Here is a 23,247-nt window from a genome sequence, read left to right on the forward strand (position 1 = left end):
TGAACGTTTTTCTTTATTAATTTAAATCATCAATGTAAATACAAAAGAAAGAAGATAAAAAACAAAGGGATGGGAAGAAAGAGAATTAATTCTAATGCTTAATAACTTCCGTTTTAAATGGGAAAATGATTTATGTGCTGTAACAAGAGATAGCAAAAAGCCGCTAAATTTCTTTAGCGACTTTTCTGAATTTGGCTCCTCCTGCGGGACTCGAACCTGCGACATATGGATTAACAGTCCACCGTTCTACCGACTGAACTAAGGAGGAAATGGTGCCTCGAGGCGGAATCGAACCACCGACACGGGGATTTTCAATCCCCTGCTCTACCGACTGAGCTATCGAGGCGTTATCGTTATTGGCTACTGCCTGACAACGGAGCGTATTAAACTATTTTTTCGGGATTCGGTCAACACCTAAATTTAAAAAAATACAAAAAAACGTTGCGTTTGAATAGTTAATCATCAATATGTTTATTAAAACAACGAAATAATAAAATTATTTTAAAATAAACCGCACTTATTATAAAAAATGCTCGATGGTATTTCCCAACGAGCATTTTTGATTATCTGAAAAATTCAATTATCGTCTGACACGGAATTTTTTCTGTGCCTTATCAACTTTCAACAAATAATTGCGAGCCTGTGATGATGGGTGAGCTGTCGTTAGAATGCGATAAACTTGCTCTGGATACATTTGGTTTATTTTGTAAATCGCCATATCCTTATCATTATCAAAAACACGTAATACAGCACCCGCACCGCTATTATAAGCAGAAATCATTGCAAAACGTTTTGAGGTTGGATTCGTAATTCCATCTAAATATTGATTTTGTAAAATCCATAAATAAGATACGCCAGCATCAATATTATTCGCAGGGTCATATAAATAACGAGTTGATGGTTGACCGCCCTTTCCTTTCATTGCAAACACATCTCGACCTGCCGTATTAGGCACGACTTGCATTAATCCAATAGCATTTGCATAGCTAATCGCATATGGGTTAAAACTCGATTCTGTTTGCATAATACCTAAGATCAAACTTTCATCAATACCATAACGTTCAGCCGCTTTACGAACTAATGGTAAATATTTCTGTGCACGAACTTCTACGTGATTGGCAATCATTGGAATCGCAACAAATTGCACAGTATGCCCGTTTTGTAATCGACGAGTTTGTAATTTATTTTGAATCAAGTAAGTGGCGAAATTACTTGCAATAACTTGATTCGCAATTTGTTGCCCTTGATGATCCACAACCTGTCCTAAAAGGAATGGGCGAGAGCTAATCGGCACATCGCCAGATGCAAATAAATCGATACCTTTTGCATCCGCCCCCATTAATAAGGTATGGACAATAGCATTATGTAAACGATTTAGATCTTGCTGGGTTTCAATAACGATATTACCTTCATCAAAACTCACGTGGCTACGCGTATAAAAAGAATCTGTATATTTCACGTAATCTTTTCGACTAGCTACTAACAATTCATTGACGCCCCAAATGCGGTCAATATTATGCGAGAATTGCCCTGTGAGAATATCTAAGCCTTGCGTGTCTTTTGCAAAGGACTCATCATAATTCATGCCTCCACGATTCAACGAATCGCTACAAGCATACAAAAGCGGTAATAACGCTAATACTAAATACTTTTTCATTGTATAACAGCCAATTAATTTGATGGAGGAACATAACCTTCAATATGAACATCTTTACCCTCAAACAAAAAATTTACCATTTCTTGTTCTAATAATTTACGGTGTTCCGCATTCATCATATTAAGTTTTTTCTCATTCACTAACATTGTCTGTTTCTTAATCCATTCGCCCCAAGCTTTCTTACTCACTGAATCAAAAATTCGTTTACCTAGTTCTCCAGGATAAAGTTGGAAATCTAAACCTTCCGCTTCTTGTTTGAGATACTCACAAAAGACCATTCTTGCCATAATAATTCCTTGCAAATTGTATTAAAAGATTCTTCACAGGCTGAGCCAGCCCGATCTGTTCAGGATTTTGCGGATCATACCAATATTTGACCACACTTGATAGATTTGATTGATATTCTTTTGGGCTTTCCATGATTTTGCGCCAATCTAAATTCACTTGCTCAATATTAATTCCACCGTCCATTTCTGCATAAATAGGATGGATATCTAAATGAAAATGGCTAAAGGTATGACGAAAAGCTGGCCATTCTTGATAATAGCTGACTTTTTCTTGCGCTAAAAAATTAAGTAACGAAGCTTTATCTTCAAATTGTGGAAAACAAAATAATCCGCCCCATAACCCCGAGTTTTCTCGCTGCTCTAAGCACACTTTGCCATTTTTAGATAAAATCAAAAAATAAGTGTCTTTTTCAGGCATATCTTTTTTAGGCTTTTTGGCAGGAAACGTTTCCCAACTATGATTTTGATAAGCTAAGCACTCCAAATTTAATGGGCAAAGCTCACATTTTGGTTTGGTTCGCGTACATACCATCGCGCCAATATCCATCATAGCTTGATTAAAATCCGCCACACGATCTATGGGTGTAACCTGTTCCGTCAACGTCCACAAATGATTTTCTACTTTTTTCTCACCAGGCCACCCTTCAACAGTAAAATAGCGAGCTAACACTCGCTTTACGTTGCCGTCTAAAATTGGATAAGGCTGATTTAATACGGAAGATAAAACGGCCCCAGCTGTCGAGCGCCCCACGCCTGGTAACGCCCAAACCTGGTCAAAATTTGTTGGGAAATTTCCATTAAATTCATCCCGCACTTTCTGAGCAGCCTTATGCAAATTACGCGCCCGAGCGTAATAGCCTAAACCAGACCATAAATGCAAAACTTCGTCTTGCGAAGCATTGGCAAGTGCGGTGATATTTGGAAATGTTTTAATAAATCGCTCAAAATAAGGAATGACTGTCGCGACTTGTGTTTGTTGTAACATCACCTCAGAAAGCCACACACCATAAAGCGTTTTATCTTGTTGCCACGGCAAATGTTTGCGGCCAAATTTGTCATACCATTTCAGCACCGATTGTGCAAAAGGTGCGTTACTTGAAGATTTTGCTAACATAAAAGAAAAGTGCGGATTAAAAATCCGAATGATTTTACACGAAAATAGGGCTTGTTTATCTGTATTTTTTCAGTATAATCCGCGATCTATTTGGTGCCAATTATGGCGTATTATTAACTCACGCGGTGTGAGGAGAAAGTTCTTATAGCGGCGTGGCTTCATTTTGAGGTTTTCTATGAAACAAGGTATTCATCCTGAATATAAAGAAATCACAGCAACCTGTTCTTGTGGTAATGTGATCAAAACTCGTTCAACTTTAGGTAAAGACATCAATCTTGATGTATGTGGTAACTGCCACCCATTCTACACTGGTAAACAACGTGTTGTTGATACTGGTGGTCGTGTTGAGCGTTTCAACAGCCGTTTCAAAATTCCAAGCACAAAATAATTTGGACTTGTTTAAAAAACCCCGCCAATTTGCGGGGTTTTGTTTTATCAATAAGATAAAATGTTGCTCATTTCAACAAACTAGTTTACAAACTCATCGCATTCTCAACCTGAACGAAAAAGCCTTTATCATTCAAAATAATGCTGTAATCTGTTTGATAACTTTTTCCATCCGTCACTACTAAAGCATGGCAGCTTCGAATGCCTTTTTGTGGATAAAATTGCGTTTCTCTTGCTTGAAGAATTTGTTTCACCATCATGCTGGTTTTGGTTGAATCGCCTTGCTGCTTAAATGCATCAGATAGCACTTTTGACACAGAAAAATCATTACACTGTGGTACGATCACGGGCTTATAAACTGATTTCTCCTTTATAGCTTTTTTATGTTTTGCTGAAACAACTGTTGTCGGTTTTTTCTCAATAGATGTCTTAGGTTTCGAACTAATTTCCTTTACCAAAGCTTTAGGCTTTTTGTCTGTCAATTTCACAGCTTGTTTTTTATTTTTAGTACTCATTTTCTTGGTTAGAACTAATTTAGTTTCTTTTGTTTTTTTAGTTTGTTGTTTTTTATCTAAAGATTTGGTTACTACAATTTTTTTATTTATTTGATTTTTATGTACTGGTGCTGCAGTAACTGATGTTGTAAAAAATGGCAACCACACCAAAATGAACGTTATCAATTTTCTCATTCATGTCTCCTTAAACGTAAAGTGCGGTTAAAATTAACCGCACTTTGAATGTTAAATTAAAAAAGTAAAGCGATAAATTAAAGGTAGTAATGTTCTACGTAATTTAATTTATCATCTAGTTTTAATACTAAAGGTTGACCTGTTGGAATTTCAAAATCCATAATTTCAGCATCAGAAATACCGATAATATGTTTTGCCAACGCACGGAGTGAGTTACCGTGAGCAACAACTAAAACACGTTTGCCAGAAAGCATTGCTGGTGCAATTTGGTCTTCCCAGAATGGAAGTGCACGCTCTAAAGTAATTTTTAAGTTTTCTGCATTTGGCACTACGTCGGATGGAATATTTGCGTAACGACGGTCATTGTGTGCAGAATTTGGATCTTGTGGATCTAGATCTGGTGGAGAAATGTCATAAGAACGACGCCAAATATGAACTTGTTCGTCACCGTATTGTTCCGCAGTCGCTTTTTTATCTAAACCTTGTAAAGCACCATAATGACGTTCATTTAAACGCCAGTTTTTCACTTGAGGAATCCATAATTGATGGGATTCTTCTAATACGATGTTACAAGTTTTGATTGCACGAGTTAGCACAGATGTAAATGCGATATCAAACTCATAGCCAGCATCTAATAATTTTTTGCCCGCTACTTTTGCTTCTTCTACACCACGTTCTGTTAAATTTACATCACGCCAGCCAGTGAACAAGTTTTTCGCATTCCATTCACTAAAACCGTGACGGATAAATACTAATTCCATAAGAATCTCCTAAAATTTAAGTAAAAGATAACTCACACTTTATAGCAAAAATTGAGTATGTTTAAAAGCAGAAAGGCGAGTTTTCCTGATCTTTAGCAAAAAATAGAGGCTAAACTTTTTCGCCTTTTAACAAATATGATAAGATTTGTGCGATTTTAAGAATTTAGGAAAAATTATGCTGTATTCGGGATTAAACAAAAAAATATCGCCATTTTTCACCGCACTTTTTAGCTGCGGTTTGTTGATTTTTTCCCCAATAAGCCATGCCTCCGATCTTAACCAGATTCAAAAGCAAATTAAGCAACAAGAATCTAAAATTGCTGAACAAAAACGCGTGCAAGCTAAGTTACAAGCTAATTTGAAAAACCATGAAAGTAAAATTAATGCTGTCGTGGGTGAACTGCATGAAACAGAAATAAGCTTGAAAGAAATTCGTAAGCAAATTTCTGACTCAGATAAACAACTCAAACAATTGGAAAAACAAGAATCTGAACAAAAATCACGCTTAGCGAAACAAATGGATATGATTTATCGATCAGGTTTAAATCCTTCCGTCATTGAAAGAATGTTTTCTAAAAATGCGGAAAAAGCAGAACGCATGAAAGTGTACTATCAACATTTAAACCAAGTTCGAATAGAAATAATTGATAGTTTAAAAGCAACACAAGCTCAAATTGTATCCCAAAAAGAATCAATTTTAGGTCAGCAAAAAAATCATCGAGATCAACTTTTAACGCAAAAAAAACAGCAACAAGAATTACAAAAATCACAACAAGAACGTCAATCTATGCTAAATGAACTTAATAAGAATTTGGCGAGAGATCAAAATAAATTGGATAGCCTAAAGGCTAATGAACAAGTGCTCCGTCAAGAAATTCAACGTGCAGAAAAAGCGGCTTTAGAACAAGAAAAAAGAGAGCGTGACGCGCTTTCACAGCGACAACAAGCTGAAGAAAAACGGACTTCAAAACCTTATCAACCGACAGCACAAGAACGTCAATTGCTTAACAGTACAAGTGGTTTAGGGATTGCCAAAAAACAATATTCAGCACCAGTTTCAGGGCCAACTTTACATAATTTTGGAACTATTCAGGCAGGTGAAGTTCGTTGGAAAGGTATGGTTATTGGTGCCTCATCTGGAACTGCAGTCAAAGCCATTGCAGCTGGACGTGTCATTTTAGCTGGGTATTTGAATGGCTACGGTTATATGGTCATCGTCAAACATGGTGAAACCGACTTAAGTTTATATGGTTTTAATCAAGCCGTATTGGTAAAAGTTGGTCAACTTGTTTCTGCGGGACAAACTATTGCTCAAGTGGGCAATACTGGTGAAATTTCGCGTTCCGCACTCTATTTTGGAATTAGCCGAAAAGGCACACCAGTGAATCCAACTGGATGGATTCGTTAATGAAACTTCTCATAAAAAGTGCGGTGAAAAATTTCATCGTTTTTTCTATCGCACTTTATACTTCCATCTCCCTTGCGCAAAATAAACTTGCTATTGTTATTGATGATGTCGGCTATCATCTCAAAGAAGATGCTGCTATTTTTGCAATGCCGCGTGAAATTTCCGTCGCCATTATTCCTGCTGCGCCTCATGCTCGAGCACGTAATCAAGAAGCCAAATCTCAAGGCCGAGACATTTTAATTCATATGCCGATGCAACCTATGAGTGCGGTGAAAATAGAGGATGGAGGACTACATTTAGGAATGTCTTCAGCACAGGTCAATGATCGGGTAAATACAGCCAAAAATATCGTGAATGATGCAATTGGCATGAATAATCATATGGGTAGTGCAGCTACAGCCGATCCCCAATTAATGACTTATTTAATGACCGCACTTCAAGAAAAACATTTATTCTTTTTAGATAGTCGAACAATAGGAAAATCTGTAGCTGGAAAAATAGCAAAAGAACAAGGGGTTCGTTCATTAGATCGCCACGTATTTTTAGATGATAGTAACGAACTAGCTGACGTTCAACATCAATTTCAAGCTGCAATTCAATATGCAAGGAAACATGGTACCGCGATTGCGATAGGACATCCTCGTCCAAATACAATAGCGGTGTTACAAGCAGGTCTTAACAATTTACCAGCAGATATCCAACTTGTCGGAATGGGCAATTTATGGCGTAATGAAAAAGTAATCCCGCCTAAACCATTTATTTTATTATTTACAGAAATGCCTGCGCCAACTTCAATGGAACCTTTTAAGCCCGTAGGATTACTACGTGGAATTCCAAAATAACAATCCGCACGTAAAACGTGCGGATTGTTATTTAGAAAGTGCATTTCTTAATTTACCTTGATGTCTTTCTAATAATGCCTTCGCCTCTAATTTTGATAAATTACTTAAAATCATCATAATTGCAAGCTTGGCATTTTGCTCTGCTTCAATTAATGTCTGCTCAGCGAGCACTTTATCGCAATCTGTTGCTTGCATCACAATACGCACAGCGCGTGCTTTAAGCTTTTCATTACTGGCTTGTACATCGACCATCAAATTTTCGTAACATTTACCCAATAAAATCATACTTGCCGTAGTCAGCATATTCAGTACCATTTTTTGTGCTGTGCCAGATTTTAAGCGGCTAGAACCCGTCAATATTTCAGGACCAACAATAGTCTCTATCGCAATATTGGCTATCTCAGCCATCGCTGATTTTGGATTGCTCGCAATAGAAATTGTCAAAGCACCAATAGATTTAGCGTACCGAAGACCTGCAATAACATAGGGTGTCCGGCCACTTGCAGCGATGCCTACTAATACATCATTTTTTGAAAAATTTATGCTTTGTAGATCCTCAAGTACAGCTTTCGTATTGTCTTCCGCCCCTTCTACGGGATGGCGGATAGCATGTCCGCCCCCCGCAATAATACCTTTGACCATTTCCGAAGACACACCAAATGTCGGGGGGCATTCTGACGCATCCAATACGCCGAGACGACCGCTCGTCCCAGCCCCAATATATACTAGACGCCCGCCCTGTTTAAAAGCATGAACGATTTTATCTACCGCTAACGAAATCTCTGGCAAACATGCTTCAATAGCTAAAGGAACTTGTTTATCTTCCTTATTCATTAATCGAACAATATCTAAAGCACTTTGACGATCAATATCAACTGAGTTCGGATTTCGTTGTTCCGTAATTAACGTGGATAAACTTTTTAATATAATGTCATTCATATTTTGACCTTAGTCTTTAGGAAAAATAGCCCCCAAACTAACCGCACTTTTTGCGCCAGTTACGCTAGGCAGGTTTGCTGGTAAATTGTTCATTCGACAATAAGCCAACCAAGCAAAAGCAGCGGCCTCTACATAATCAATATTAAAACCTTGCTCTGTCGTTGTACCAACCTGCCAATCGAGTAAATTATCATGCAATCCACGCATAATTAAGCTATTCTTTGCACCGCCGCCACATACTAGTAAACGTTTTGGTAAATCTGTTTGAAGTTGATTTAGTGCATTAACAATGCTTGTTACCGTCAATTCAACAAGCGTCGCTTGCACATCTTCTGGGGATAATGTGATTTTGGAGCAAAGCTCGGTAAGTTTTTCAGATGTTTTTTCTATTTTGCCAATTAACCAATCAAAATTAAATAATTCTCTCCCTGTACTTTTTGGGGCTGATAAAGAGAAAAAAGGTTCATTTAATAATTCATTAAGCAGAACTTGATTCACTTTACCTTTTGAAGCCCAATCACCATTTTTGTCATAGCGAAGACCTTGGTGTTTTTCTATCCATTGATCTAATAATGTATTACCTGGCCCCGTATCAAAGCCAATTACAGGTTGATTAGGAAACAATATGGAAACATTACTAATCCCACCAATATTTAAAACAACTGTGGCAAAATTAGGATTTGAGAATACAGCTTTGTGGAAAGCGGGTACAAGAGGAGCCCCTTGTCCGCCTAAAGCCATATCTTTACGACGAAAATCACCAATAACAGATATTCCCGTTTTCGCTGCCAATAAATTCATATCGCCTAGTTGCATCGTGAAAGGAAATGCTGAAGCAGGAGAATGCCATACAGTCTGCCCATGACAACCAATAGCTTCAATTTGGCTTGGAATAAGATTATATTTTTGTAGAAAAGTATTTACACAATCGCAATACAATAAAGCAAGCTCATGATCGAGTTCGCCTAAATTTTGTAGAGTTGTTTCACCAGCTTGAATGAGTTTGGTTAATTTATGACGTAAATTTTCTGGCATGGGAAAAAAATCAGATAAGATAAGTCGAGGCTCTAGAGAAAAATCAGCGAGAACAATATCTACTCCATCTAGACTAGTTCCAGACATCATGCCAAGATAATATTGAGGTTTCATACTAATTATTTTTATATTTAAAATTTGATAATTATATATCTAATTCAAAAAGAAAAATAAAAAGAATTATTAAATAATATGAAAAAGGTATGAGTATAAAGATATTTTATGATTAATCGAAAAGAATATTTTAATGGCAGGGGCGGAGAGGCTCGAACTCCCAACACCCGGTTTTGGAGACCGGTGCTCTACCAATTGAACTACGCCCCTATTGGTATGAATAAATTGGCGGAATGGACGGGACTCGAACCCGCGACCCCCTGCGTGACAGGCAGGTATTCTAACCAGCTGAACTACCACTCCGCTAAATGTAGTAATTGGCAGTGCCTTACTCTCACATGGGGATACCCCACACTACCATCAGCGTTACAACATTTCACTTCTGAGTTCGGTATGGTATCAGGTGGATCTATTGCACTATCTCTGCCAAAAATTTTTATTTTTTTAATTTACTCAATGAATAAACTAAAAAAATAAACCTGGCGGTGCCCTACTCTCACATGGGGAAGCCCCACACTACCATCGGCATTACAGCGTTTCACTTCTGAGTTCGGTATGGTGTCAGGTGGTTCCACCGCACTATCGCCGCCAGGATAATTCTTTGATAACGTTTATTTTAAATTCTATCTATGTTCTTCATTGGCCACAAGCTGAACGTTTAGTTAATTTCTTTTTCTTTCACTCTGTTTTCCAAAAACACTTGAGCGTTGTATAGTTAAGCCTCTCGGGCAATTAGTATGCGTTAGCTCAATGTATCACTACACTTACACACCGCACCTATCTACGTCTTAGTCTTAAACAACCCTTACAGATTTATAATCTGGGAGAACTCATCTCTTGGCAAGTTTCGTGCTTAGATGCTTTCAGCACTTATCTCTTCCGCACTTAGCTACCCGGCAATGCGTCTGGCGACACAACCGGAACACCAGTGGTGCGTCCACTCCGGTCCTCTCGTACTAGGAGCAGCCCCAACCAATTCTCCAACGCCCACGGCAGATAGGGACCGAACTGTCTCACGACGTTCTAAACCCAGCTCGCGTACCACTTTAAATGGCGAACAGCCATACCCTTGGGACCTACTTCAGCCCCAGGATGTGATGAGCCGACATCGAGGTGCCAAACACCGCCGTCGATATGAACTCTTGGGCGGTATCAGCCTGTTATCCCCGGAGTACCTTTTATCCGTTGAGCGATGGCCCTTCCATTCAGAACCACCGGATCACTATGACCTACTTTCGTACCTGCTCGACTTGTCTGTCTCGCAGTTAAGCTTGCTTATACCATTGCACTAACCTCACGATGTCCGACCGTGATTAGCAAACCTTCGTGCTCCTCCGTTACTCTTTGGGAGGAGACCGCCCCAGTCAAACTACCCACCAGACACTGTCCGAGACCGCGTTCCGCAATCTTCGTTAGAACATCAAACGTTAAAGGGTGGTATTTCAAGGACGACTCCATAATCACTGGCGTGACTACTTCTAAGTCTCCCACCTATCCTACACATCAAAATTCAATGTTCAGTGTCAAGCTATAGTAAAGGTTCACGGGGTCTTTCCGTCTAGCCGCGGGTACACCGCATCTTCACGGCGATTTCAATTTCACTGAGTCTCGGGTGGAGACAGCCTGGCCATCATTATGCCATTCGTGCAGGTCGGAACTTACCCGACAAGGAATTTCGCTACCTTAGGACCGTTATAGTTACGGCCGCCGTTTACTGGGGCTTCGATCAGGAGCTTCTCTTTCGATTACACCATCAATTAACCTTCCAGCACCGGGCAGGCATCACACCCTATACGTCCACTTTCGTGTTTGCAGAGTGCTGTGTTTTTAATAAACAGTTGCAGCCAGCTGGTATCTTCGACCGGTTCAACCTTCGCCCGCGAGGGACTACAATCTACGCCGGCGCACCTTCTCCCGAAGTTACGGTGCTATTTTGCCTAGTTCCTTCACCCGAGTTCTCTCAAGCGCCTGAGTATTCTCTACCTGACCACCTGTGTCGGTTTTCAGTACGGTTTAGATAAACCTGAAGCTTAGTGGCTTTTCCTGGAAGTGTGGTATCGGTTACTTCAGCTCCGTAGAGCCTCGTCATCATCTCTCAGTGTTTAATAGAAGTCCGGATTTGCCTAAACTTCCCACCTACCAACTTAAACGCACATATCCAACAGTGCGATAACCTAACCTGCTCCGTCCCCACATCGCAGTTTATCCAAGTACAGGAATATTAACCTGTTTCCCATCGACTACGCTTTTCAGCCTCGCCTTAGGGGCCGACTCACCCTGCCCCGATTAACGTTGGACAGGAACCCTTGGTCTTCCGGCGAACGGGTTTTTCACCCGTTTTATCGTTACTTATGTCAGCATTCGCACTTCTGATACGTCCAGCAGCCCTCTCGAGCCACCTTCATCCGCTTACAGAACGCTCCCCTACCCAACAGACTTACGTCTGATGCCGCAGCTTCGGTGCTATATTTGAGCCCCGTTACATCTTCCGCGCAGGCCGACTCGACTAGTGAGCTATTACGCTTTCTTTAAATGATGGCTGCTTCTAAGCCAACATCCTAGCTGTCTAAGCCTTCCCACTTCGTTTCCCACTTAATATAGACTTTGGGACCTTAGCTGGCGGTCTGGGTTGTTTCCCTCTCCACGACGGACGTTAGCACCCGCCGTGTGTCTCCTGAGTATCACTCTTTGGTATTCGTAGTTTGCATCGGGTTGGTAATCCGGGATGGACCCCTAGCCGAAACAGTGCTCTACCCCCAAAGGTGTCCGCTCAAGGCTCTACCTAAATAGATTTCGGGGAGAACCAGCTATCTCCCGGTTTGATTGGCCTTTCACCCCCAGCCACAAGTCATCCGCTAATTTTTCAACATTAGTCGGTTCGGTCCTCCAGTTAGTGTTACCCAACCTTCAACCTGCCCATGGCTAGATCACCGGGTTTCGGGTCTATACCTTGCAACTAGACGCCCAGTTAAGACTCGGTTTCCCTTCGGCTCCCCTATTCGGTTAACCTCGCTACAAAATATAAGTCGCTGACCCATTATACAAAAGGTACGCAGTCACCCTTTCAGGCTCCCACTGCTTGTACGTACAAGGTTTCAGGTTCTATTTCACTCCCCTCACCGGGGTTCTTTTCGCCTTTCCTTCACAGTACTGGTTCACTATCGGTCAATCAGGAGTATTTAGCCTTGGAGGATGGTCCCCCCATCTTCAAACAGGATATCACGTGTCCCGCCCTACTTATCGTTAACTTAGTACCACAGCCTGGATGTCGAGTACGGGGCTATCACCCTGTGTCGCTAAGCTTCCCAGCTTATTCCTCTATCTCTGCTGCTATCATTAACAGGCTCTTTCGCTTTCGCTCGCCGCTACTGACGAAATCTCGGTTGATTTCTTTTCCTCGGGGTACTTAGATGTTTCAGTTCTCCCGGTTTGCCTCACCTACCTATGTATTCAGTAAGTGATAGTAGATTCTTCATCTACTGGGTTTCCCCATTCGGATATCTTGGATTAAACGCCTCTTATCGACTCATCCAAGCTTTTCGCAGATTAGCACGTCCTTCTTCGCCTCTGATTGCCAAGGCATCCACCTTGTACGCTTAGTCACTTAACTATACAACCTCAAATGTTTTCAATCACTTTAAGTTTTCACTTGAAAGTGCGGTCAATTTGATGCGTATCTTCATTCAACTAAACACTTGATTGCTTTTGTTCAATCAAGATTTTATGCAAAACAGGTTTTATTTTTAGATTTCCCTTTTCAGTTCCCTCTTTCACTTTCCTGCCTTGCCTACTCAGACTTTCTCTCGAAAATCTCTTGTTTTCAGCTTGTTTCCAATTTTTTAAAGAACAGTAAGATAATCTAACAAAGTTATCTTTAATTGGCGTCCCCACGGGGATTCGAACCCCGGTTACCGCCGTGAAAGGGCGATGTCCTAGGCCTCTAGACGATGGGGACATCAATTAAAGATACTCTATCTTATTCTTATCTTTCAACGTTGCTTTCGCTTCGTTTCAAATCTTGTCTACAACAATCAGCCAATCTGTGTGAGCACTCGCTGTCTCTCGTCTTTGGTAAGGAGGTGATCCAACCGCAGGTTCCCCTACGGTTACCTTGTTACGACTTCACCCCAGTCATGAATCATACCGTGGTAAACGCCCTCCAAAAGGTTAAGCTATCTACTTCTGGTACAACCCACTCCCATGGTGTGACGGGCGGTGTGTACAAGGCCCGGGAACGTATTCACCGCGACATTCTGATTCGCGATTACTAGCGATTCCGACTTCATGGAGTCGAGTTGCAGACTCCAATCCGGACTTAGACGTACTTTCTGAGATTCGCTCCACCTCGCAGTTTCGCCACCCTCTGTATACGCCATTGTAGCACGTGTGTAGCCCTACTCGTAAGGGCCATGATGACTTGACGTCATCCCCACCTTCCTCCAGTTTATCACTGGCAGTCTCCTTTGAGTTCCCGACCAAATCGCTGGCAACAAAGGATAAGGGTTGCGCTCGTTGCGGGACTTAACCCAACATTTCACAACACGAGCTGACGACAGCCATGCAGCACCTGTCTCATGGTTCCCGAAGGCACTCCCGTATCTCTACAGGATTCCATGGATGTCAAGAGTAGGTAAGGTTCTTCGCGTTGCATCGAATTAAACCACATGCTCCACCGCTTGTGCGGGCCCCCGTCAATTCATTTGAGTTTTAACCTTGCGGCCGTACTCCCCAGGCGGTCGATTTATCACGTTAGCTACGGGCACCAAGCTTTAAGCCCAATCCCCAAATCGACAGCGTTTACAGCGTGGACTACCAGGGTATCTAATCCTGTTTGCTCCCCACGCTTTCGCACATGAGCGTCAGTACATTCCCAAGGGGCTGCCTTCGCCTTCGGTATTCCTCCACATCTCTACGCATTTCACCGCTACACGTGGAATTCTACCCCTCCCTAAAGTACTCTAGTTACCCAGTCTGAAATGCAATTCCCAGGTTAAGCCCGGGGCTTTCACACCTCACTTAAATAACCGCCTGCGTGCCCTTTACGCCCAGTTATTCCGATTAACGCTCGCACCCTCCGTATTACCGCGGCTGCTGGCACGGAGTTAGCCGGTGCTTCTTCTGTATTTAACGTCAATGATGTCTACTATTAGCACACATCCCTTCCTCAATACCGAAAGAACTTTACAACCCGAAGGCCTTCTTCATTCACGCGGCATGGCTGCGTCAGGGTTCCCCCCATTGCGCAATATTCCCCACTGCTGCCTCCCGTAGGAGTCTGGACCGTGTCTCAGTTCCAGTGTGGCTGGTCATCCTCTCAGACCAGCTAGAGATCGTCGGCTTGGTAGGCCTTTACCCCACCAACTACCTAATCCCACTTGGGCTCATCTTATGGCATGTGGCCCGAAGGTCCCACACTTTAATCTTTCGATATTACGCGGTATTAGCTACAGTTTCCCGTAGTTATCCCCCTCCATAAGCCAGATTCCCAAGCATTACTCACCCGTCCGCCACTCGTCAGCAAGAAAGCAAGCTTTCTCCTGCTACCGTTCGACTTGCATGTGTTAAGCCTGCCGCCAGCGTTCAATCTGAGCCATGATCAAACTCTTCAATTCAAGTTCAATCGCTCAATACTGCTGACATAAAATGTCACTACTTAAAAAGTATAATGAATTTCTAGTTAGCACCTATTAAGACTTCAAAATTAAAAATATTTTAAAACAAGTCAATCAACAAGTGCCCACACAGATTGTCTGATACATTGTTAAAGAGCAAAAAACAACGACGCACGTGGAAACTTAAATACTTCACAACAGTGCGTCATTGTGTGCGGTGCATTATAGGGATTTTCAAAACCCTTGCAAGTACTTTTTGTAAAAATATTTAAAAAAATGATCTTTTGATTAAAGCGCAAGCGATTAGAGCAAAATATAGATATTTTGAGCTATTTTTTTAATCGTTTTAAAATTCTAGGAAGATCAACAATAGAATCTAACACATAATCAGCTACTTTCTCGCCTTCCTCTGTTACTGGTTTACCTGTACGAACTAATACGTTCATTTTCACCTTTGCGCCAATTCCCGCTTTTAGATCTTCAACTTTATCTCCAACCATAATAGATTGCGTAGGATCGATCTTTAATTCTTTGATCGCTTGCAATAACATTCCAGATTTAGGTTTTCGGCAATCACAGTCTTCTTTATATTCACCTTTTCCCTCAGGATGATGTGGGCAATAGTAAATACCATCCAAATCCACATCTTGTTCAGCCAATGACCAATCCATCCATTCTGTTAACTGTAAAAACTGGTCCTCAGAAAAATAACCACGCGCAATTCCAGATTGATTGGTAACCAACACCAACATATATCCCATTTTCTTTAATTCACGCAATGCATCAATCGCACCATCAACAAATTTAAAGTTATCAATTTCGTGTACATAACCGTAATCAATATTTAACGTACCATCGCGATCTAAAAAAATAGCTTTGTTCATTCTCTTACCTTTCATACGTATCAAATTGACGAAAATTATCTATTTAATCCAAGCAATTAGCAAATATAACTCATAACCAATCTGTCTAAAAAAGATAATCTGACATATTGACATAGCAATCTAGACGTCTAGAATACCGAAATAGATTTAAAACAGTAAAGAAAAAGGGCTTATATGATTAAGCTAAGTAATATAACGAAGATTTTTGAACTGCCTAGCAAGAAATTGACTGCGCTGGATAATGTCTCATTAAACATCGAAAAAGGTCAAATTTGTGGCGTAATTGGTGCATCTGGTGCAGGAAAAAGTACATTAATTCGCTGTGTGAATTTATTAGAAAAACCAACTAGCGGTTCCGTTATTGTTGATGACGTAGAATTAACAGGACTTTCTGATCACGAGTTAGTACGTGCTCGTCGTCAAATCGGAATGATTTTTCAGCATTTCAATTTACTAAGTTCTCGTACCGTATTTGAAAACGTGGCATTACCCTTAGAATTGGAAGGCGACTCAAAAGCAAAAATCCAAGAAAAAATTACCGCACTTTTAGATCTTGTTGGTTTAAGTGAAAAACGTGATGCTTACCCAAGTAATCTTTCTGGTGGGCAAAAACAACGTGTAGCCATTGCACGCGCCTTAGCGAGCGATCCTAAAGTTTTATTATGTGATGAAGCAACTAGCGCATTAGATCCTGCTACTACGCAATCTATTCTGAAATTATTAAAAGAAATTAACCGCACTTTAGGTATTACGATTTTGTTGATTACTCATGAAATGGAAGTTGTTAAACAGATTTGTGATCAAGTTGCTGTTATTGATCAAGGTCGCCTAGTTGAACAAGGTACTGTCGGTGAAATTTTTGCAAATCCTAAAACAGAATTAGCACAAGAGTTTATTCGTTCGACCTTCCACATCAGTCTACCTGATGAATATTTAGAAAATCTTACTGATACGCCGAAACATAGCAAAGCGTATCCAATTATCAAATTTGAGTTTACCGGTCGCTCAGTCGATGCACCGTTACTTTCTCAGGCATCAAAAAAATTTGGCGTGGAGCTCAGTATCTTAACCTCACAAATTGACTATGCTGGAGGCGTGAAATTTGGTTATACCATTGCTGAAGTAGAAGGCGATGAAGATGCCATTACGCAAACCAAAGTTTATTTAATGGAAAACAACGTGCGCGTGGAGGTGCTTGGTTATGTTCAATGATTTCTTGGCAACATTCAGCCAGCAATTAACACCTCAAATGTGGGGTGTTGTTGCAACAGCAACTTATGAAACTATTTATATCAGCTTTGCATCTACTTTACTTGCCGTAGTAGTCGGCGTGCCTGTTGGCGTATGGACTTTCTTAACTGGAAAAAATGAGATTTTACAAAATAACCGCACTCATTTTGTGTTAAACACGATTATTAATATTGGGCGTTCTATTCCATTTATTATTTTGCTCTTAATCTTATTACCTGTAACACGTTTCATCGTGGGAACAGTATTAGGTACAACAGCAGCAATTATTCCATTGAGTATTTGTGCGATGCCATTCGTAGCTCGCTTAACTGCTAATGCATTAATGGAAATTCCAAATGGTTTAACCGAAGCTGCTCAAGCAATGGGGGCAACCAAATGGCAAATTGTATGTAAATTCTATTTGCCAGAAGCACTACCTACACTCATTAATGGTATCACGCTTACGCTGGTCACTTTAGTTGGTTACTCTGCAATGGCGGGGACGCAAGGCGGCGGTGGCTTAGGTAGCCTCGCTATCAACTACGGCGTATATCGCAATATGCCTTATGTCACTTGGGTGGCAACCATTATTATTGTGCTATTCGTTATGATTAGCCAAAAACTCGGCGATACACTGGCTAAAAAAGTGGATCATCGTTAATTAAACACAACTCTTAACTTAAACAGGAAGGAAATCCTATGAAATTAAAACAACTTTTTGCAATCACTGCAATCGCATCAGCTCTCGTTTTAACAGGCTGTAAAGAAGACAAAAAACCTGAAGCTGCAGCTGCACCACTTAAAATCAAAGTCGGTGTAATGTCTGGCCCTGAGCACCAAGTTGCAGAAATTGCAGCAAAAGTCGCTAAAGAAAAATATGGTTTAGACGTTCAATTCGTTGAATTCAATGACTACGCATTACCAAATGAAGCGGTATCTAAAGGTGATTTAGATGCAAACGCAATGCAACATAAACCTTATTTAGATGAAGATACAAAAGCGAAAAATTTAAATAACTTAGTCATCGTGGGTAATACTTTCGTCTATCCATTAGCGGGTTATTCTAAAAAAATAAAAAATGTGAATGAATTACAAGAAGGTGCTAAAGTTGTTGTTCCTAACGATCCAACAAACCGTGGCCGTGCATTAATTCTTCTTGAAAAACAAGGTTTAATCAAATTAAAAGATGCAAATAACCTTCTTTCAACTGTATTAGATATTGTTGAAAATCCGAAAAAATTAAACATCACTGAAGTAGATACTTCTGTTGCGGCACGCGCTTTAGACGATGTTGATTTAGCTGTAGTAAACAATACTTATGCTGGTCAAGTGGGCTTAAATGCACAAGATAACGGTGTATTTGTAGAAGATAAAGATTCGCCGTATGTGAATATTATCGTTTCTCGTACCGATAACAAAGACAGCAAAGCTGTTCAAGATTTCGTAAAATCTTACCAAACAGAAGAAGTTTACCAAGAAGCTAAAAAATACTTCAAAGATGGTGTTGTAAAAGGTTGGTAATTTCTATCGCACTTTAACTCATTACTAAATCCCTTGCTCTGCAAGGGATTTTTTATATCTTATCTTCTACGACCAATTAATTTCCTAAATTAAAGATCACACAAGTAACAATACCTTGATAAATTCAGGGCATGAAAAAACCGCACTATAGAAGTGCGGTAATTTTTTTAATTATCCTTAATCAAGGATTAATGTATTTTTTCTACTTGACCAAATTCTAGTTCAACAGGTGTAGCACGACCAAAGATTGATACAGAAACTTTTAAGCGACCTTTTTCATAATCTACTTCTTCTACTGTACCATTAAAGTCTGCAAATGGACCTTCAGCCACACGAACTTCTTCACCAGGATGATACTCATTGCGGTGACGCGGTTTATCTGTGGTTTGTTCTAAACGGTTTAAAATAGTATCGGCTTCTCGTTTAGAAATTGGCGCTGGTTTATCAGGTGTACCACCAATGAACCCCATAACACGCGGAACACTTTTCACCAAGTGCCATGTTTCATCATTCATTTCCATTTCTACGAGCACATAGCCTGGGAAAAACTTACGTTCGCTTTTACGGCGTTTACCTGCAACATTCTCAACGACTTCTTCAGTTGGAACTAACACTTCACCAAATTGGTCTTCCATTTGTTGCTGTTTAATGTATTCACGCAAAGTTAAAGCCACTCGGCTTTCAAAACCAGAAAACGCCTGTAATACATACCAACGTTTTTTTGATACAGTTGTTTCTTCAGTCATTTTAGAATCTCAAATCAGTTAAGAAATTAATTACTGTGACAATAATCGAATCTGTCGCCCAAAAAAATAAGGATGCAATGATTGTTACCCCAATTACGATTAATGTAGTTTGACGCGCTTCTTGGCGACTTGGCCATACCACTTTTTGCGCTTCTATTTTTGAATCTTTAAAGAATATACGAGCTTTTGTACCTTGATTAGTAATTGCTGCAAATGCAAAAGCAATCACTAACGCAATGACGACACCTACTACACGAATAGGTAATGAATATACTTTTTGGAAATAAACATTACCAATTGCAGCCGCCGCAAAAAAGACCGCGACTAAAATCCAAAGAAGGGTATTTAATCCTTTAGATTTACCTTCTACCACCGTCTCTGGTGCATTTTTCTTTTTATCAACAATTTCAGTTGCCATAAATTGAATCCGTTATTTACTTAGGAAAATAAGAATAAAGTTATAAGAACGTGCGATTGTAGCATTTTCTTTTCGCCTTGCCTATTGAAAATCATCAACCAAAATAGAAAACATAAGGAAAAACAACCGCACTTTTCTATTAAGAATGATATTCTAATTTTGGAGCAGTATTATCGACAATGGTACTTTCATCCACGACTACTTTACGTAAATTTTCGATAGATGGTAAATCATACATCGTATCAAGCAATACAGCCTCTACAATAGAACGTAAACCACGTGCGCCAGTTTTTCTTTCAAGCGCTTTCTTCGCCATTGCTTTTAAAGCTTCTGGAGTGAATTCTAACTCCACATTTTCAAGTCCAAATAGAGCTTGATATTGTTTAGTTAAGGCATTTTTAGGCTGTGTAAGAATTTGTACAAGAGCCTCTTCATCTAATTCACTTAGTGGAGAAATCATGGGTAAACGCCCAATAAATTCTGGAATTAAACCGAACTTCATTAAATCATCTGGTTCTACTTGACGGAATAATTCAGAAAGAGACTTTTCTTCTTCATCCTTTTCTACTTTCGCACTAAAACCAATACTCGTACTTGTTTGTGTACGTTTACTGATAATTTTATCTAATCCCGCAAATGCACCTCCGCAGATAAAGAGAATTTTTGACGTGTCCAATTTCACCATTTCTTGCTGCGGATGTTTACGCCCACCTTGAGGTGGAATAGACGCTACAGTACCTTCAATGAGTTTTAACAATGCTTGTTGTACACCTTCGCCAGATACATCTCGAGTAATTGATGCGCCTTCCGATTTACGGCTAATTTTATCGATTTCATCAATATAGATAATGCCTTGCTCCGCTTTTTCAGTATTATACTCACAGTTTTGTAAAAGCTTTTGTAGGACATTTTCTACATCTTCACCCACGTAGCCAGCCTCAGTCAATGTTGTCGCGTCAGCCATCGCAAACGGCACATTTAAGCGACGAGCTAATGTTTGAGCAAGCAATGTTTTACCACTACCAGTTGGTCCAATAAGCAAAATATTACTTTTACCGAGCTCAACATCATTATTTTCATGATTAGTTCGTAAGCGTTTATAATGATTGTAAACTGCGACAGAAAGCACTTTTTTCGCATAATCTTGGCCAATAACATAATCATCTAGATGAGCGCGAATTTCGTGAGGAGTTGGTAATTTCTCCTCATTTTCTGCCGCACTTTCGTCTACACTTTCATCATTACTTTCTTCAAGCATTGAATGGCAAAGTTCAATACACTCATTACAAATATAGCCGTCTGTACCAGCAATTAATTTATCTACTTCGCTTTTTTCTTTTCCGCAAAAAGAGCAATGTAAATCTTTATCTTTGTCTGACATGTGTTTCCTTAACGTTTAATTAAAACTTCATCAACTAAACCATACGCTTTTGCTTCTTCAGCTGACATAAAGTTATCACGATCTGTATCTTTCTCAATTCGTTCGATACTTTGCCCAGTATGGAATGCTAGACGATCGTTTAAGGTGTGTTTAATTTTCAAAATTTCTTGTGCATGAATTTGAATATCGGATGCTTGACCACGGAAACCTCCCAAAGGTTGGTGAATCATCACTCGCGCATTTGGTAACGCGGCTCGTTTGCCCGCGGTTCCGCCAGCAAGCAAGAATGCACCCATTGAGCATGCCTGACCGATACAAAGTGTACGAATATCTGGCTTAATAAATTGCATTGTGTCGTAAATAGCCATACCTGCGGTCACAGAACCACCGGGAGAGTTGATATAGATATTGATATCTTTAGTTGGATCTTCTGACTCTAAAAAAAGCAGCTGTGCCACAATGAGATTTGCCATACGATCTTCCACTTCACCACTAAGGAAGATCACACGCTCTTTTAATAAACGGGAATAAATGTCGTATGAACGCTCGCCACGCGAAGTCTGTTCAACAACCATAGGAATTACACTCATTTTCTTACCTTTTTCTCTAAAATTGCTAATTATTTTACTCTAAATAATCTACAAATAAAAATGCGGTCGCTTTTATTAAAAAGAGCGACCGCACTTTTATTCAATCATAACGATATTAATTAATCATTATGCCTGTGGATTCATAATTTCATCAAATGAAGAAACTTTTTCAGTCACTTGTGCTTTAGCAAGTACTGCATCCACCGCTTGTTCTTCTAATACTACATTACGAATATTGTTCATTAACTCTTCATTTTTACTATAGTATTCAACAACCTCAGCTGGTTGCTCGTAAGCTGATGCAATATCTGCAATCATTGCTTTAGCGCGTTCTTCATCAGCTTTTAATTCATTAGATTTAATCACTTCGGAGAATAATAAACCTACTTGAACACGACGAGTTGCTTCCGCTTCAAATAATTCACGTGGTAACTGTGCTGCTTGTTGTGCATTGCCACCAAAACGTTGAGCCGCTTGATTGCGTAATACATTAATTTCTTCTTCTACTGCAGAAGCTGGAACTTCAATTGGATTTTGATCAATTAATCCATTGATTACTTGTTGTTTAACACGTGAAACTAATGCATTTTTCAATTCACGTTCCATATTCTTACGAATTTCTACACGTAAATCTGCAACAGATTTAGTATTCGGACCAAACTTAGCAACAAACTCATCTGTTAATTCAGGTAACACCATGTTTTCTACTTTTTTCAAGGTGATTGCAAATTTTGCTGCCTTGCCTTTTAAGTTTTCTGCATGGTATTCAGCAGGGAAAGTTACATTAATATCAAATTGCTCACCTGCTTTATGGCCTACGATACCATCTTCAAAACCAGGAATCATACGACCTTGTCCCATAAATAATACGAAGTCAGATGCTTTACCGCCTTCAAACTCTCCGCCATCTACAGAACCAACAAAATCAATAGTTACGCGATCATCTGCTTTTGCTGCAGAGTCAGTTTCTGCCCAAGTTGCTTGTTGTTTACGTAACACATCAACCATTTTATCAATATCAGCTTCTGTGATTTCAACAGTTGGTTTTTCAACCTTAATATTCTCTAAACCTTGTAATTTAACTTCTGGATAAACTTCAAAAGTTGCGGTGAAAACTAAATCTTTACCTTCTTCAAAAGTCTCAATACCAAAAGTTGGACGACCTGCAATATTAATCTTTTCTGCAATCACGGCATCAAAAAAATGACGTGGTAATAAATCGTTTAATACATCTTGACGGATTGATGCACCGAAACGTTGTTCGATAATATGAGCAGGAACATGGCCTTTACGGAAACCATCTACACGCACATTTTTTGATGCACGTTTAAATTCTTCACGAACTGCTTTAGATACAGTTTCAGCTGGAACGGTGATCGCTACACGGCGTTCTAAACCTTGAGTTGTTTCAATATTTAATGACATTTGTTACCTCAATTAATTTGCACTCGGTAAAAATCCACACCGAACACGTTTGTTAAATAAAATAAGACGCTCAATTATAACGAAAGAAATGTAACCAGTCGATAAAATACTGATTAAAAAATCACATTTTGATAACTTTCAAATATCACCTATAAACAAAAAGTGCGGAGAATTTTCCCCGCACTTTTCTTTTGTCTTCTTTCTGCC

General features: G+C 39.8%; 19 protein-coding genes, 5 tRNA genes and 4 rRNA genes. 6 read left to right on the top strand and 22 right to left on the bottom strand.

The features are described 5' to 3' along the window. Positions 1-192: 192 nt before the first annotated feature. From AC6H22_RS07085 to mutY, 5 genes are all read right to left on the bottom strand, one after another. Positions 193-268 (bottom strand) — tRNA-Asn (locus tag AC6H22_RS07085). Positions 269-270: 2 nt separating this feature from the next. Beyond that, positions 271-346 (bottom strand) — tRNA-Phe (locus tag AC6H22_RS07090). 234 nt (positions 347-580) lie between these two features. Beyond that, a complete protein-coding gene (gene mltC, locus AC6H22_RS07095) occupies positions 581-1,657 on the bottom strand; it encodes a membrane-bound lytic murein transglycosylase MltC (protein ID WP_005625839.1) in 1,077 nt (358 codons plus the stop codon). A 14-nt stretch (positions 1,658-1,671) separates the two neighbouring features. Further along, positions 1,672-1,944: an oxidative damage protection protein gene (locus tag AC6H22_RS07100; RefSeq protein WP_005625838.1), complete on the bottom strand. Its 273-nt coding sequence runs from the start codon at positions 1,942-1,944 to the stop codon at positions 1,672-1,674. Next, a complete protein-coding gene (gene mutY / locus AC6H22_RS07105; protein WP_046953237.1) occupies positions 1,922-3,058 on the bottom strand; it encodes an A/G-specific adenine glycosylase in 1,137 nt (378 codons plus the stop codon). The genes AC6H22_RS07100 and mutY overlap by 23 nt, the downstream gene beginning before the upstream one ends. Before the next feature lie 175 nt (positions 3,059-3,233). On the opposite strand from mutY, the gene rpmE reads away from it, so the two are divergent. Further along, a complete protein-coding gene (gene rpmE / locus AC6H22_RS07110) occupies positions 3,234-3,446 on the top strand; it encodes a 50S ribosomal protein L31 (RefSeq protein WP_005625828.1) in 213 nt (70 codons plus the stop codon). Positions 3,447-3,531: 85 nt separating this feature from the next. Here rpmE and AC6H22_RS07115 read toward each other — a convergent pair whose 3' ends face one another. Beyond that, positions 3,532-4,134: a hypothetical protein gene (locus AC6H22_RS07115; protein WP_046953238.1), complete on the bottom strand. Its 603-nt coding sequence runs from the start codon at positions 4,132-4,134 to the stop codon at positions 3,532-3,534. A gap of 77 nt (positions 4,135-4,211) precedes the next feature. Further along, on the bottom strand, positions 4,212-4,895 hold the full coding sequence (locus tag AC6H22_RS07120) for a 2,3-diphosphoglycerate-dependent phosphoglycerate mutase (protein ID WP_118817478.1): 684 nt from the start codon (positions 4,893-4,895) through the stop codon (positions 4,212-4,214). A 175-nt stretch (positions 4,896-5,070) separates the two neighbouring features. On the opposite strand from AC6H22_RS07120, the gene envC reads away from it, so the two are divergent. Together envC and AC6H22_RS07130 are read left to right on the top strand one after the other, a co-directional pair. Continuing rightward, a complete protein-coding gene (envC, locus tag AC6H22_RS07125; RefSeq protein WP_118817477.1) occupies positions 5,071-6,303 on the top strand; it encodes a murein hydrolase activator EnvC in 1,233 nt (410 codons plus the stop codon). Beyond that, positions 6,303-7,145: a divergent polysaccharide deacetylase family protein gene (locus AC6H22_RS07130; RefSeq protein ID WP_005625825.1), complete on the top strand. Its 843-nt coding sequence runs from the start codon at positions 6,303-6,305 to the stop codon at positions 7,143-7,145. The genes envC and AC6H22_RS07130 overlap by 1 nt, the downstream gene beginning before the upstream one ends. Before the next feature lie 27 nt (positions 7,146-7,172). Here AC6H22_RS07130 and murQ read toward each other — a convergent pair whose 3' ends face one another. From murQ to gmhB, 10 genes are all read right to left on the bottom strand, one after another. Beyond that, positions 7,173-8,084: an N-acetylmuramic acid 6-phosphate etherase gene (murQ, locus tag AC6H22_RS07135; protein ID WP_005625824.1), complete on the bottom strand. Its 912-nt coding sequence runs from the start codon at positions 8,082-8,084 to the stop codon at positions 7,173-7,175. Between the two features lie 9 nt (positions 8,085-8,093). Further along, positions 8,094-9,233 carry an anhydro-N-acetylmuramic acid kinase gene (locus AC6H22_RS07140; protein ID WP_046953239.1) on the bottom strand — a complete coding sequence of 380 codons (1,140 nt, stop codon included), beginning with the start codon at positions 9,231-9,233 and terminating at the stop codon, positions 8,094-8,096. A gap of 134 nt (positions 9,234-9,367) precedes the next feature. Beyond that, a tRNA-Trp gene (locus AC6H22_RS07145) sits at positions 9,368-9,443 on the bottom strand. Between the two features lie 16 nt (positions 9,444-9,459). Continuing rightward, positions 9,460-9,536 (bottom strand) — tRNA-Asp (locus tag AC6H22_RS07150). 12 nt (positions 9,537-9,548) lie between these two features. Continuing rightward, a 5S ribosomal RNA gene (gene rrf / locus AC6H22_RS07155) occupies positions 9,549-9,664 on the bottom strand. 46 nt (positions 9,665-9,710) lie between these two features. After that, a 5S ribosomal RNA gene (gene rrf, locus AC6H22_RS07160) occupies positions 9,711-9,826 on the bottom strand. 118 nt (positions 9,827-9,944) lie between these two features. Further along, positions 9,945-12,843 (bottom strand): 23S ribosomal RNA (locus tag AC6H22_RS07165). A 269-nt stretch (positions 12,844-13,112) separates the two neighbouring features. Then, positions 13,113-13,188, bottom strand: a tRNA-Glu gene (locus AC6H22_RS07170). A 117-nt stretch (positions 13,189-13,305) separates the two neighbouring features. Further along, a 16S ribosomal RNA gene (locus tag AC6H22_RS07175) occupies positions 13,306-14,845 on the bottom strand. The 16S, 23S and 5S rRNA genes sit together here with 3 tRNA genes alongside, the layout of an rRNA operon. 329 nt (positions 14,846-15,174) lie before the next feature. After that, positions 15,175-15,729, bottom strand: coding sequence for a D-glycero-beta-D-manno-heptose 1,7-bisphosphate 7-phosphatase (gene gmhB, locus AC6H22_RS07180; protein WP_497515579.1), 555 nt, complete (start codon positions 15,727-15,729; stop codon positions 15,175-15,177). Between the two features lie 174 nt (positions 15,730-15,903). Here gmhB and metN point away from each other — a divergent pair, with 174 nt between their 5' ends. Genes metN through AC6H22_RS07195 form a run of 3 tightly spaced genes read left to right on the top strand, consistent with a single transcriptional unit; the run spans position 15,904 to position 18,480 of the window. Further along, positions 15,904-16,941: a methionine ABC transporter ATP-binding protein MetN gene (metN, locus tag AC6H22_RS07185; RefSeq protein WP_497515580.1), complete on the top strand. Its 1,038-nt coding sequence runs from the start codon at positions 15,904-15,906 to the stop codon at positions 16,939-16,941. Further along, a complete protein-coding gene (locus tag AC6H22_RS07190; RefSeq protein WP_118808878.1) occupies positions 16,931-17,620 on the top strand; it encodes a methionine ABC transporter permease in 690 nt (229 codons plus the stop codon). The genes metN and AC6H22_RS07190 overlap by 11 nt, the downstream gene beginning before the upstream one ends. A gap of 38 nt (positions 17,621-17,658) precedes the next feature. Beyond that, positions 17,659-18,480 (top strand): MetQ/NlpA family lipoprotein, encoded by an 822-nt coding sequence (locus AC6H22_RS07195; RefSeq protein ID WP_118817561.1) that lies wholly within the window; start codon positions 17,659-17,661, stop codon positions 18,478-18,480. Between the two features lie 188 nt (positions 18,481-18,668). Here AC6H22_RS07195 and nusG read toward each other — a convergent pair whose 3' ends face one another. The 5 genes from nusG to tig form a co-directional block, all read right to left on the bottom strand. Continuing rightward, positions 18,669-19,226 (bottom strand): transcription termination/antitermination protein NusG, encoded by a 558-nt coding sequence (gene nusG / locus AC6H22_RS07200; RefSeq protein ID WP_005628071.1) that lies wholly within the window; start codon positions 19,224-19,226, stop codon positions 18,669-18,671. 1 nt (position 19,227) lies between these two features. Beyond that, the gene (gene secE / locus AC6H22_RS07205) at positions 19,228-19,644 is read right to left on the bottom strand and encodes a preprotein translocase subunit SecE (protein ID WP_005639291.1); all 417 of its coding nucleotides are present in this window, start codon (positions 19,642-19,644) and stop codon (positions 19,228-19,230) included. Between the two features lie 139 nt (positions 19,645-19,783). Beyond that, positions 19,784-21,025, bottom strand: a complete 1,242-nt coding sequence (gene clpX / locus AC6H22_RS07210) for an ATP-dependent protease ATP-binding subunit ClpX (RefSeq protein WP_005628067.1) — start codon at positions 21,023-21,025, stop codon at positions 19,784-19,786. Between the two features lie 8 nt (positions 21,026-21,033). Beyond that, positions 21,034-21,645 carry an ATP-dependent Clp endopeptidase proteolytic subunit ClpP gene (gene clpP / locus AC6H22_RS07215; protein ID WP_258182720.1) on the bottom strand — a complete coding sequence of 204 codons (612 nt, stop codon included), beginning with the start codon at positions 21,643-21,645 and terminating at the stop codon, positions 21,034-21,036. 96 nt (positions 21,646-21,741) lie between these two features. Beyond that, entirely contained in the window at positions 21,742-23,040 is a 1,299-nt protein-coding gene (tig, locus tag AC6H22_RS07220) for a trigger factor (protein ID WP_005639289.1), read from the bottom strand. Positions 23,041-23,247 lie beyond the last annotated feature (207 nt).

The organism is Haemophilus sp. THUN1690, assembly GCF_059704375.1.